Origin of the sequence: Streptomyces sp. NPDC015532 (assembly GCF_043078065.1) — a bacterium.
In the GTDB taxonomy this organism is placed as follows: Bacteria; Actinomycetota; Actinomycetes; order Streptomycetales; family Streptomycetaceae; genus Streptomyces.
Genome location: NZ_JBIBSY010000033.1, coordinates 1 through 11810, shown reverse-complemented (window position 1 = coordinate 11810; position 11810 = coordinate 1). Strand labels below are relative to the sequence as shown.

General features: G+C 72.2%; 9 protein-coding genes. 4 read left to right on the top strand and 5 right to left on the bottom strand.

Features of this window, described 5'->3' with window-relative positions:
- Positions 1 to 143: 143 nt before the first annotated feature.
- Genes ACF07B_RS42680 through ACF07B_RS42660 form a run of 5 tightly spaced genes read right to left on the bottom strand, consistent with a single transcriptional unit; the run spans position 144 to position 5718 of the window.
- Positions 144 to 1454: a DUF58 domain-containing protein gene (locus ACF07B_RS42680; protein WP_392182908.1), complete on the bottom strand. Its 1311-nt coding sequence runs from the start codon at positions 1452 to 1454 to the stop codon at positions 144 to 146.
- A complete protein-coding gene (locus tag ACF07B_RS42675; RefSeq protein WP_384238169.1) occupies positions 1454 to 2452 on the bottom strand; it encodes an AAA family ATPase in 999 nt (332 codons plus the stop codon). The genes ACF07B_RS42680 and ACF07B_RS42675 overlap by 1 nt, the downstream gene beginning before the upstream one ends.
- Entirely contained in the window at positions 2452 to 3642 is a 1191-nt protein-coding gene (locus ACF07B_RS42670; RefSeq protein WP_392182907.1) for a DUF4350 domain-containing protein, read from the bottom strand. Before ACF07B_RS42670 ends, ACF07B_RS42675 begins: the two co-directional genes overlap by 1 nt.
- A complete protein-coding gene (locus tag ACF07B_RS42665; RefSeq protein WP_392182906.1) occupies positions 3639 to 4385 on the bottom strand; it encodes a DUF4129 domain-containing protein in 747 nt (248 codons plus the stop codon). Before ACF07B_RS42665 ends, ACF07B_RS42670 begins: the two co-directional genes overlap by 4 nt.
- Positions 4386 to 4389: 4 nt before the next feature.
- Positions 4390 to 5718, bottom strand: a complete 1329-nt coding sequence (locus ACF07B_RS42660) for a hypothetical protein (protein ID WP_392182905.1) — start codon at positions 5716 to 5718, stop codon at positions 4390 to 4392.
- A 140-nt stretch (positions 5719 to 5858) separates the two neighbouring features.
- Between ACF07B_RS42660 and mtnA the strand changes: the two genes are divergently transcribed.
- The 4 genes from mtnA to ACF07B_RS42640 are packed head-to-tail and all read left to right on the top strand — an operon-like array spanning position 5859 to position 11622.
- Complete coding sequence (gene mtnA, locus ACF07B_RS42655) at positions 5859 to 7004, top strand: S-methyl-5-thioribose-1-phosphate isomerase (protein ID WP_392182904.1); 1146 nt, start codon at positions 5859 to 5861, stop codon at positions 7002 to 7004.
- 8 nt (positions 7005 to 7012) lie between these two features.
- Positions 7013 to 7702 (top strand): two-component system response regulator MtrA, encoded by a 690-nt coding sequence (mtrA, locus tag ACF07B_RS42650; RefSeq protein ID WP_192582811.1) that lies wholly within the window; start codon positions 7013 to 7015, stop codon positions 7700 to 7702.
- Between the two features lies 1 nt (position 7703).
- Positions 7704 to 9788: an MtrAB system histidine kinase MtrB gene (gene mtrB / locus ACF07B_RS42645; RefSeq protein ID WP_369485733.1), complete on the top strand. Its 2085-nt coding sequence runs from the start codon at positions 7704 to 7706 to the stop codon at positions 9786 to 9788.
- A gap of 43 nt (positions 9789 to 9831) precedes the next feature.
- On the top strand, positions 9832 to 11622 hold the full coding sequence (locus tag ACF07B_RS42640) for an LpqB family beta-propeller domain-containing protein (RefSeq protein ID WP_392182903.1): 1791 nt from the start codon (positions 9832 to 9834) through the stop codon (positions 11620 to 11622).
- Positions 11623 to 11810: the final 188 nt, after the last annotated feature.

The following is an 11810-nucleotide window of genomic DNA, read 5'->3' as shown; positions in this document are numbered from 1 at the left end:
AACAATTTTTGAGAAAACCCCCGGACCGGGGATACCGGTCCGGGGGTTTTCTGCGTTCCCGGGGAAAATCGCATTCCAAGGGTATTTCCGAAAGGCATTTGCCTGACCAGTCTTCTGTTCTGCTTCCGGCCCGCGGATCTGTTCTACAGGCGGCCTGCGGACTTCAGGGCCAGATAGGCGTCCGCGAGGGCCGGCGCGAGTTCGTCGGGAGTGGCGTCGACGACGGTGACCCCGCGCCGCCGCAGCGTCTCGGCCGTGCGGTGACGCCCCGCCTCGGCCTGCGCCGCCGCCGCTGCCTCGTACACCGCGTCCACGTCTCCCCGGGCTTTCGCCATGTGTGCGACGTGCGGGTCCGCGACCGATGCCAGCAGAACCGTGTGGCGCTGGGTGAGGCTGGACAGCACAGGGAGCAGGCCCTCTTCGACGGGGGCCGCGTCGAGGGTCGTCAGAAGCACGATCAAGGAGCGCCGCGGGGCCGTACGCAGGGCTGTCGCGGTCAGGCCGCGGGCATCCGTCTCCACGAGCTCCGGTTCGAGCCCGGCCATCGCGTTGACCAGGGACGGAAGGACGTCGCCTGCCGAACGGCCCTGGACCAGGGCGCGTACGCGGCGGTCGTGGGCGAGGAGGTCCACGCGGTCGCCGGCGCGGGAGGCCAGGGCGGCGAGGAGGAGGGCCGCGTCCATGGAGGCGTCGAGGCGGGGCGCGTCGCCCACGCGGCCCGCCGAGGTGCGGCCGGTGTCGAGGACCAGAAGGATGTGGCGGTCGCGCTCGGGACGCCAGGTGCGGACGGCGACCGTCGTTCGGCGAGCCGTGGCGCGCCAGTCGATGGACCGGGTGTCGTCACCGGGAACGTACTCGCGCAGACTGTCGAACTCCGTGCCCTCACCGCGCGTCAGCACACTGGTGCGGCCGTCGAGTTCGCGGAGCCGGGCCAGCTTGGAAGGCAGGTGCTTCCGGCTGGTGAACGGCGGCAGGACGCGTACGGCCCAGGGGACTTCGTGGCTGCCCTGACGGGAGAACAGACCGAGCGGGCCGAACGAGCGGATCGTGACGCGGTCGGCGCGGCGGTCACCGCGGCGCGTGGGGCGCAGACGGGTCGTCAGACGGCGGCGTTCGCCGGCGGGGACCGTCAGAAGGTGACGGGAGGCCTCGACCTCCGTGCCGGGTTCCCAACTGCTCGGCGGCCAGGCGTCGCGGAGGTGCGCGCGCAGAGGTCGGCCGGAGGGATTGGTGACCGTGAGCGTGACGTCCGCGGATTCACCGAGGCGCACCGAGGTGTCCCCGGAGCGGGCCAGGCCCAGGCGTCGTACGGGAGCCGCGAGGGCGGCGTCGCAGGCGCAGGCCAGGGCCAGGGGGACGTTCACGGCGAGGATGCCTGTCCAACTGGGCCCCCAGATGCCGACGGGGAGCGCGCCCAGGGCCGCCAGGAGGGCGGCGCGTCCGGTGAGTGCCATCAGCGGGGGACGGGGACGTGGGCGAGGATCGCGTTGATGACGGAGTCGGCCGTCACGCCCTCCATCTCGGCCTCGGGGCGGAGTTGTACGCGGTGGCGGAGGGTCGGCAGGGCCAGGGCCTTGACGTCGTCGGGGATGACGTAGTCGCGGCCGGTCAGCCAGGCCCAGGCGCGGGCCGTGGCGAGCAGGGCCGTCGCGCCGCGCGGGGAGACGCCGAGGGTGAGTGAGGGCGATTCGCGGGTCGCGCGGCACAGGTCGACGACGTAGCCGGTGATCTCGGGGGAGACCGCTGTCTTGGCGACCGCGGCGCGGGCGGCTTCGAGGTCGGCGGGGCCGGCCACCGGACGCAGGCCCGCGGCGCGCAGGTCGCGGGGGTTGAAGCCCTCGGAGTGGCGGGTGAGGACGTCGATCTCGTCCTGGCGGGAGGGCAGAGGGATCGTCAGTTTGAGCAGGAAGCGGTCCAGTTGGGCTTCCGGGAGGGGATAGGTGCCCTCGTACTCGACCGGGTTCTGGGTCGCGGCGACCAGGAAGGGCTCGGGGAGCGGACGGGGTGTGCCGTCGACGGTGACCTGGCGTTCCTCCATCGCCTCCAGCAGCGACGCCTGGGTCTTGGGAGGCGTGCGGTTGATCTCGTCGGCGAGCAGGAGGTTGGTGAAGACCGGGCCGGGCTGGAAGGAGAACGCGGCGGTGCGGGCGTCGTAGACGAGAGAGCCGGTGACGTCGCTCGGCATGAGGTCGGGGGTGAACTGGACGCGCTTGGTGTCGAGTTCCAGCGCCGACGCGAGGGCGCGGACGAGCAGCGTCTTGGCCACTCCGGGGACTCCTTCGAGGAGGACGTGTCCGCGGCAGAGGAGGGCGACGACGAGGCCGGTCACAGCGGGGTCCTGGCCGACCACGGCTTTGGCGATCTCGGTGCGCAGGGCTTCCAGGGAGGCGCGGGCGGTGTCCGCGTCCCCGGAGTACCCGGTGTACCCGGCGTTGTCAGTGGTCGGGTCCATCATGAAATGCGTACCTCTCTTTCGAGGGCGTCGAGTTGGTCGGCGAGGGAGACGAGGGCCGCGTCGTCGCGGGGCGGCGGCCCGAAGAGGAGCGGGAGCAGGGCCCGGGAGTCGCCGTCGACGTGGGCGGCCAGGGCGGGGAGCAGGGTCTCGGGCGCATGCGCCTGGGTCGGGGGCACGCCGATGAGGGGGGCGAGGCGGGTGCGGGTGGCGGAGCGGAGAGCGGCGGCCGCGCGGTCGCGGGCGGACGCCTTGCGGTAGAGGCGGGCGCGGCCTTCCGCGGTCTCGGAGGCGCGGATCGCGACGGGAAGCCGTTCGGGTACGAGGGGGCCCATGCGGCGTGCCCGCCACAGGGCTGCCACGACGGCCGCGATGAAGAGCTGGAGTGTGCCCCAGAGCCAGCCCGAGGGGAGCAGGTCGAAGAAGCTCCGGCCGCCCGCGTCGGTGGCCGAGTCGTCGGAGAGCGAGGGGAGGTACCAGACCAGATGGGTGCGGGAGCCGAGGAGTTGGAGCGCGAGCGAGGCGTTGCCCCGCTCGTCGAGATGCTCGTTGTAGAGGATGTCGGGGGCGCCGAGGACGACGGTGTCGCCGCTTCCGGAGCGTGCCGGAACGCGCAGGAGCGTGGGCAGTCCGTCGCTCGGGTAGCAGGTGTCGGCGTTCGGGTCGGTGGTGCTGTAGCGGATGCCGCCCGTGTCGGCGCTGCCCGCCCGGCGGGCGGCGGGCAGACCGCAGCGGGGGGAGAGCGTGGAGTCGAAGCTGACCGCGGGATCGGCGGTGACTTCGGGGGCGAGGGTGCCGAGGGAGGGCTGTCCGGGCGAGATCAGGACCGTACGGCCGCCAGAGCGCTCCGTGGCCGAGCGCAGAAGGCTTTGCTGACGCTTGGTCAGCAGGTCGGGGGAGGTGATCAGCAGGGTGGTGTCGGGGCCGGCCGCGGAGCCGGCCTCGCCGAGAGTGGTGACCACACGTGTGGAGACCCCCTGGTCGGCGAGGAGCCGGGCGACGGCCCGGCTGCCGGAGGGGTCCGCGGAGCGCGGGTCGAGGCGGCCGTGCCGGGCGTCCGAGCGGACCGCGGCTATCACCACGGCGGCGGCCAGCAGGAGGACGAGCGCGAGGACGACTCCGCGCGCGCGGGTCCACAGCTGCCGGGTGGTGGGCGAGGACGAGGTGGAGGCGAGGGTGGCCTCGGTCATGAGGCGGCCCCCTGGCGGCTGTCGCGGTGCGCGCCGGGGGCGTTGTCCGTGAGTACCGGCCGGGTGCGCTCCAGGTCGCGGTCGAGCTCGGTGAGGCGCTGGTACGCGTCCGGGTCGCCGGAGCGGCCGCCGTACGTGATGTCGTCGAAGTCGCGGGCCGACGCGCGCAGCCGGTCGGTGTGGGCGGGCAGGAAGCGGCCTGCCGCGGCGGCGGCCTCGTCGGCCGTGCGGCCGGGGCGCGGATCGAGCAGGGCGCGTTCCTCCAGGGATCGCACGACCGCGCGCATGCGTTCCTGGACCGCCTGGTTCCAGTGGCCCTGGGCGGCGTGCGCCTCGGCGGCGGCGCGGTGTTCGGCGGCGCTCCTGGGGCGGTCGTCGAAGAGGGTGGCGGACGAGGCCCGGGTGCGATGCGGCGTTCCCAGGCGCCACCACAGGGCGGCCACGACCGCCACGGCCGCGAGGACGATGACGGCCAGTCCGAGCGTTCCGCCGGGTGTCGCTGCGGAGGCGGCGCCGAACATCCTGTCGACCCAGTCCCAGAAGGCGTTGAGGGCCCGCTGGACGAGGTTGGGGTCGTTCTCGTGGTACATCCGCTTGGACAGCTCGCGTCGGGCCGCCTCCCGTGCGGCCTCGCGCGGCGTGGTCACCGGTGGTGTGTCGCTTCGGGACAGCGCGAGGACCGTCGTCGCACCGGTGTGCGGCCCCGCGAGTACCGCCGTGAGAACTCCCCCCGCCCCGTTCACCGCATCAACTCCCCGGTGTGGTGCCGGAGGCCGTGTTGCCGTAGTCCTGGAGGCCGGCGGCTCGGGCCAGGTCGAGGTCGAGGGCCTCGCGGCGGATGCGCCGGTCGATGTACAGGAGCACCGTGACGCCGGCGGTGATCGGGAAGGTGATCATGGATCCGATCACCGAGCCGACGCCGCTGACGATGAGGAAGGTCCAGCCGAGGTCGCCGCCGGAGCTGTCGAGGAAGCCGGTGAGGCCGTCGCCGCTCAGCGCGGCGGCGAGGACGGCGAAGGGGATCACGATGATCGACGCCACGATGTTGGCGATGATCGTGGCGAGGAGCTGGATGCCGAACACCCGCCACCAGGACCCGCGTACGAGCTTCGCGGAGCGGCGCATCGACTGCAGGATGCCCTGCTTCTCCAGCATCAGGGCGGGGGAGGCGAGCGAGAAGCGGATCATCAGCCACAGGGTGACGACACCCGCGGCGAGGGCGCCGAGGATGGCGAGCGAGGAACCGGCCTCGGGCGAGCCGCCCGCGACGACGAGCAGACCCGGGAGCGCGCCGGCGCCCAGGATCGCGACGGCGATGAGCGGGAGCAGCAGGGTCAGACCGAACAGCTTGGCCAGCTGGGGACGCGCGTCCCGCCACGCCTCGCTCGTGGTCACCGGCTTGCCGATCACGGCGCGGCTGGTCACCGTTGTGAGCAGGGCCGTCGCGATGATGGTGCCGAGCAGGGTGACGAGCAGGACGAGACCGGAGCTGAGCAGGACGCCGCCCATGGCCCGGCTCAGCTCGCCGAGGGTGGCACTCGGGTCGTTGAGCGCTTCCGTGTCGGCGCTGTCGTCCAGGACGAAGCCCTGGAGCAGGATGATGGCGATCTGCGTGACGACGGCGACGGTCAGCGAGATGCCGAGGACCGTGCGCCAGTAGCCGCGCATGGTCGAGACGGCGCCGTCCAGGATCTCGCCGATGCCGAGCGGGCGCAGCGGGATCACGCCGGGCTTGGCGGCGGGCGGCTGCGCGCCCCAGGTGCCGCCCCAGGGGACAGGGCCGCCGGGGCCGCCCTGTCCGGGGCTTCCCCAGCCGCCGTGTCCACCGCCCTGGCCGCCGGGAGGCCGGCCGCCCCAGCCGGGGTAGGGCGCGGTGGGCGGTGGGGCCTGCGCGGGCCCCTGTGCGCCGGGCGCGGACCACTGGGCCGGCGGAGGCTGCTCCTTGGACCACTTCGAGGGCTGCTCGGGCGGATTCGCTCCGTCCTGGTCCACCGGCCGCGGGGTGCCGGACGCGTCCGGCTCCTCTTCGCCGGAGAGGGCAGATCCGGGCGACGCCCAGCCCGGAGTGTCGTTCATCGTCGCTCCTTCACGGTGCCCGTCCCGCGGTCGCGGCGGCAGGTCGAGAGCCATCGTGTCACGGCGCGCCCGGCAAGGGACGGGCCCCGTATGGGCTGCACACCTTCAATAGTCCGGCGGGTACGGGGCAGACTGGGCGAATGGCCGATCAGTACGCGCAACCCCGCGAGGACAGCGAGCCGACGCAGATACCCGCGATCCGCTGGCACGAGCCGCCCGAAGGCCCCGTGGTGGTCCTTCTCGACCAGACGAGACTTCCCGCGGAGGAGGTCGAGCTGGTGTGCACGGACGCCCCCGCGCTGGTGGAGGCGATCCGTACGCTCGCCGTGCGAGGGGCACCACTGCTCGGCATCGCCGGGGCGTACGGCGTCGCGCTCGCCGCCGTACGCGGCTTCGACGTGGAGGAGGCCGCCCACGCGCTGGCCGGTGCCAGGCCGACCGCCGTGAATCTCGCGGTGGGTGTGCGCCGGGCACAGGCGGCCCACCGGGCGGCGCTGTCCGCGGGCGGAGACGAGGCGGCTGCCGCGTCGGCGGCGCTGGGCGCGGCGCGGGCGCTGCACCGCGAGGACGCCGAGGCGAGCTCGCGCATGGCCGCACGCGGTCTGGCGCTGCTCGGCGAGCTGCTGCCGGGCGGTGGCCACCGGGTGCTCACGCACTGCAACACCGGTGCGCTGGTGTCGGGCGGCGAGGGAACCGCGTTCGCGGTGGCGCTCGCCGCGCACCGGGCGGGGCAGCTGCGCCGGCTCTGGGTGGACGAGACACGGCCCTTGCTCCAGGGCGCCCGTCTGACGGCCTACGAGGCCGCTCGCAACGGAATGGCGTACACGCTGCTCACGGACAGCGCGGCGGGCTCGCTGTTCGCGGCAGGGGAGGTGGACGCGGTGCTGGTCGGGGCCGACCGCATCGCCGCCGACGGTTCGGTGGCGAACAAGGTGGGGAGCTATCCGCTCGCGGTGCTGGCCAGGTACCACCATGTGCCGTTCATCGTGGTGGCGCCGGTCACGACGATCGACCAGGACACGCCCGACGGCGCGTCCATCGAGGTCGAGCAGCGCGCGGGTCATGAAGTGACGGAGATCGCGGCTCCGCAGGCGCCGGTGGTGGGTGTGGAGCCGGGAGGAGGTATACCTGTGGCACCCCTGGGGACCCAGGCGTACAACCCGGCGTTCGACGTGACGCCGCCGGAGTTGATCACGGCGATCGTCACCGAAGAGGGCGTTGTTTCGCCCGTGACGGCTGAGGCTCTCGCCGAGCTGTGTGACTTGTCACGCCAGGTAACGATTTAGTTAATGGGATGATGTCGTTTATGAAGGGACGAGTCCTTGTCGTCGATGACGACACCGCACTGGCCGAGATGCTCGGCATTGTGTTGCGTGGTGAAGGTTTTGAGCCGTCTTTCGTAGCCGACGGCGACAAGGCGCTGGCCGCTTTCCGCGACGCCAAGCCCGACCTGGTTCTCCTGGACCTCATGCTGCCCGGCAGGGACGGCATCGAGGTGTGCCGCCTGATCAGGGCGGAGTCAGGGGTGCCGATCGTGATGCTCACGGCCAAGAGCGACACCGTCGATGTCGTGGTCGGCCTCGAATCGGGCGCCGACGACTACATCGTGAAGCCGTTCAAGCCAAAGGAGCTGGTGGCGCGGATCAGGGCGCGGCTGCGCCGTTCGGAGGAACCGGCACCCGAGCAGCTGTCGATCGGCGATCTCGTCATCGACGTGGCCGGTCACTCTGTGAAGCGGGAAGGCATGTCGATCGCGCTGACGCCGCTGGAGTTCGACCTGCTGGTCGCTCTGGCTCGTAAGCCGTGGCAGGTGTTCACGCGTGAGGTCCTCCTGGAGCAGGTGTGGGGCTACCGGCACGCGGCGGACACCCGTCTGGTCAACGTGCACGTCCAGCGACTGCGCTCCAAGGTCGAGAAGGACCCGGAGCGCCCGGAGATCGTGGTGACCGTTCGAGGCGTCGGATACAAGGCAGGACCTAGCTGACATGTCATGGGACAGTGCCGCTTCGGCGTCCGCTGAGCAGGGGGATCGTTCGGGGCGGCCTGTCGGCCGGAAAATGAAGGGCTCCCGCTGGGAGCGGTTCTTCGAAGGAGGACTGCTCCAGGGCGGGGTCCAGGGCAGCCCGGTTCTCCGGCTGCTCATACGCTGGGTGCGTCGTCCGCTGCTGCCCGTGATGCGGCTGTGGCGGCGCAACATCCAGCTCAAGATCGTCGCGACGACGCTGATGATGTCGATGGGCGTCGTCCTGCTTCTCGGCTTCGTCGTGATCGGGCAGGTGCGCAACGGCCTGCTCGACGCCAAGGTGCGGGCCTCGCAGAGCCAGGCCACCGGCGGTTTCGGCGTGGCCAAGCAGCAGGCGGACGCGGCGGCGACGGCGAACGGCGACGACGGCACGGACCCGGACGGTCGCCCGTCCAAGAACGTCAGCCAGTGGATGACCGACCTCGTCGTGTCCCTGTCCAGTGGCGGGCAGGGCGCGTTCGACGTGGTGACACTGAACTCCACCGCCTCGGGCGACGGCAGCGGCGGCCTCGCACCGCGATCGTCGGGCCAGGTCGACTCGACGGTGAGCATCCCCGAGAACCTGCGCGAACGGCTCGACCAGAGCACCACGGCGGCGCAGAGCTACACCCGAGTCGTCTACAAGGACGGCAAGGAGTCCCAGCCGGCGCTGGTCATCGGCAAGCAGGTCAACGACCCCAACCGGGACGCGTACCAGCTCTACTACCTCTTCCCGCTGACGCAGGAGGAGAAGTCGCTGAGCCTGGTCAAGGGCACCCTCGCGACGGCCGGACTGTTCGTCGTGGTGCTCCTCGGGGCCATCGCCTGGCTCGTGGTGCGCCAGGTCGTCACCCCCGTGCGCATGGCGGCCGGGATCGCCGAGCGGCTCTCCGCCGGACGCCTCCAGGAACGTATGAAGGTCACCGGCGAGGACGACATCGCGCGTCTGGGTGAAGCCTTCAACAAGATGGCGCAGAACCTCCAGCTCAAGATCCAGCAGCTCGAGGACCTCTCCCGGATGCAGCGGCGGTTCGTCTCCGACGTGTCGCACGAACTGCGCACACCGCTGACCACCGTGCGGATGGCCGCCGACGTCATCCACGACGCGCGCGTGGACTTCGACCCGGTGACCGCCCGGTCGGCCGAACTCCTCGCCGACCAGCTCGACCGCTTCGAGACGCTGCTCGCCGACCTGCTGGAGATCAGCCGGTTCGACGCCGGCGCGGCGGCCCTGGAGGCCGACGCCATCGACCTCAGGCAGGTCGTACGACGGGTGGTCGGCGGCGCCGAGCCGCTCGCCGAGCGCAAGGGAACGCGTATACGCGTCGTCGGCGACCAGCAGCCGCTGATAGCCGAGGCGGACGCCCGGCGGGTCGAGCGGGTGCTGCGCAACCTCGTCGTCAACGCCGTGGAGCACGGCGAGGGCAAGGACGTCGTCGTCAAGCTCGCCGCGGCGGGCGGAGCGGTCGCGATCGCGGTCCGCGACTACGGCGTCGGGCTCAAGCCCGGCGAGGCCACCCGGGTGTTCAGCCGCTTCTGGCGGGCCGACCCGGCCCGCGCTCGTACCACCGGCGGCACGGGTCTGGGGCTGTCCATCGCCCTGGAGGACGCACGGCTGCACGGCGGCTGGCTCCAGGCATGGGGCGAGCCGGGCGGCGGTTCGCAGTTCCGGCTGACTCTGCCGCGTACGGCGGACGAGCCGCTCAGGGGATCACCGATACCCCTGGAACCCAGGGATTCCCGGCGCAACCGCGGACTCGACGACGCCGGTCTGCCGCACGGCGGCGCCACGAAGCGTGCCACGGTCCCGGTGCAGCAGTCCGCGTCCGCGGCGGATCCGATGCCGCCGCGCGGGGCGATGCCCCCGCGGCTGTCCGGGGTCTCGCCCACGGCCGATCCGACGGCGCTGCCGGGCAACGGCGCTCGTGTGGTGCCCCGGCCCGCCGGGGCGCTGCGCCGCCAGGAGGAGACATCCGGCACCGGCCGGGAACGGACCGCGCAGGAGCGGGGGCGGGACGGCGAGACGCCGGAGGAGCTCGGACATGGGGAGGCATTTCGTGGGCGCTGACCGCGGGGGGAACGGTGTCCGCGGACGCCGTTCGGTGAGCGTCATGGTGTACGCGGGTTGTGGAGCCCTGCTGCTGGCGGGGTGCGCCTCGATGCCGGACAGCGGGGATCTGAGCGGGGTGGAGTCCACCCCGCGCCAGGACTCGCAGGTCCGCGTCTACGCCGTGCCGCCGCATCCCGGCGCCTCGGCGGCGGAGATCGTCCAGGGTTTCCTGGAGGCGCTGACCAGCGACGACGCCAAGTACGAGACGGCCGGCAAGTACCTCACCGACAGTGCGCGCAAGACGTGGGATCCCTACCGTTCGACGACGGTCCTCGCGGACGCGCCGGAGCCCGTGGGAGCGCCCTCAGGGACCAAGGAAGGCAGCCGTGACGTCCTGTTCCGGCTGAACGGCAGCAAGGTCGCCACCGTGGACGCCCGGCACGCCTACGGGCCGGACTCCGGCCAGTACAGCGGATCGGTGCATCTGACCAAGCTGAAGAGCAACAAGCAGTGGCGTATCGACGGCCTGCCGCAGGGCGTCGTGATGGGCACCTCGGACTTCCAGCGCAACTACATGTCCGTGAACAAGTACTACTACGCGTCGAACGGGACCTCCGGGACCGGCGGCCCCCTGGGGACCGTCGCCGACCCCGTCTACGTGCGCGCGCAGGTGGACCCGATGACCCAGATCGTGCGCGCCCTGCTGAAGGGGCCCACGAGCTGGCTGGACCCGGTGGTCAGGTCGAGCTTCCCCTCGGGCACGGAACTGAAGAACGGCGATGTGTCGCTTTCGCCCGACGACCGCAACAGCGTCGCGGTGCCGCTGAACGCGAAGGCCGACCGGGTCGGAAGCCCCCAGTGCCGGAAGATGGCGGCCCAGATCCTGCTCACTCTCCGGAATCTGACGCCCACAGGCGTCGACGAGGTGGAGCTCCAGAGGTCGAACGGCTCGCAACTGTGCGTGCTGAACAAGGCCAAGGCCGAGAGCGTCGCCTCGCACGGCACGGGCGAGCACCCGGAGTACCAGTACTTCATCGATCACGACCAGCGGCTCGTACGGATGCCCGGTGGCAACCGCGACAAGAAGCCCGAGCCGGTGCCCGGCGCGCTGGGCGAGGGCGACAAGAAGCTGCGGGCCGCCGCGGTGTCGCGGGACGAGGACACCGCCGCCGGAGTGTCGGCCGACGGCCGGAACCTGTACGTCGGATCACTGGTGCCGGGCGGTTCGCTCGCCGAGCCGGTGGTGCGCAGCCAGGGCAGGACGGCCGACGACCGGCTGACGACGCCCAGCTGGGACACGCACGGGGATCTGTGGGTCGCCGACCGCGACCCGAAGAACCCCAGGCTGATTCTGCTGCGGAAGGGCGCGGGCGAGCCGGTCGTCGTGCAGGCGCCGGAGGTCGACGGGCGCGTCGAGGCGGTGCGGGTGGCCGCCGACGGGGTGCGCGTCGCGCTGATCGTCGAGAAGGACGGCAGGAGCTCGCTCCAGATCGGGCGCATCGAGCGGTCCAAGGCCGACGAGCCCGACGGCGCGTACATCTTCGAACCGCGTTCCGTCGCACCCCAGCTGGAGGAGGTCACGGCCATGTCCTGGGCCGGGGACAGCCGCCTCGTGGTGGTCGGCAGCGAGAAGGGCGGTGTGCAGCAGATGCAGTACGTCCAGGTCGACGGCTCCACCCCGCTGGGCACCTCGCCCTCCGCGCTGGCCAACGTCAAGGAGATCGCCGCGTCGGAGGACGAGCAGCTGCCGCTCGTCGCGCACTCGGAGGCGGACGGGATCGTGCGGCTGTCGGCGGGCGAGCAGTGGCAGAAGGTGGTCCAGGACGGGACGGCGCCGGTCTATCCCGGGTAGCGCCATGTACGTCCGCGGGGGGGGGGGGGGGGGGGGGGGGGGGGGCCCCCCCCCGGGGGGGGGGGGGGGGGGGGGGGGGGGGGGGGGCCGCCCCCCGCCGCGAGGGTGGGGGCGCTCACGGTCGCCGCTCCTTCCGGAAGGTGGCCACCAGATACGGGACGATCACGACGAGCGAGATGACCAGCAGG

What these genes read in the sequence shown, in the direction of transcription:
- ACF07B_RS42680 (WP_392182908.1), bottom strand. Translation starts at nt 1,454, where the DNA reads ATGGCACTCACCGGACGCGCCGCCCTCCTGGCGGCCCTGGGCGCGCTC.
- ACF07B_RS42675 (WP_384238169.1), bottom strand. Translation starts at nt 2,452, where the DNA reads ATGGACCCGACCACTGACAACGCCGGGTACACCGGGTACTCCGGGGAC.
- ACF07B_RS42670 (WP_392182907.1), bottom strand. Translation starts at nt 3,642, where the DNA reads ATGACCGAGGCCACCCTCGCCTCCACCTCGTCCTCGCCCACCACCCGG.
- ACF07B_RS42660 (WP_392182905.1), bottom strand. Translation starts at nt 5,718, where the DNA reads ATGAACGACACTCCGGGCTGGGCGTCGCCCGGATCTGCCCTCTCCGGC.
- mtnA (WP_392182904.1), top strand. Translation starts at nt 5,859, where the DNA reads ATGGCCGATCAGTACGCGCAACCCCGCGAGGACAGCGAGCCGACGCAG.
- mtrA (WP_192582811.1), top strand. Translation starts at nt 7,013, where the DNA reads ATGATGTCGTTTATGAAGGGACGAGTCCTTGTCGTCGATGACGACACC.
- mtrB (WP_369485733.1), top strand. Translation starts at nt 7,704, where the DNA reads ATGTCATGGGACAGTGCCGCTTCGGCGTCCGCTGAGCAGGGGGATCGT.
- ACF07B_RS42640 (WP_392182903.1), top strand. Translation starts at nt 9,832, where the DNA reads ATGGTGTACGCGGGTTGTGGAGCCCTGCTGCTGGCGGGGTGCGCCTCG.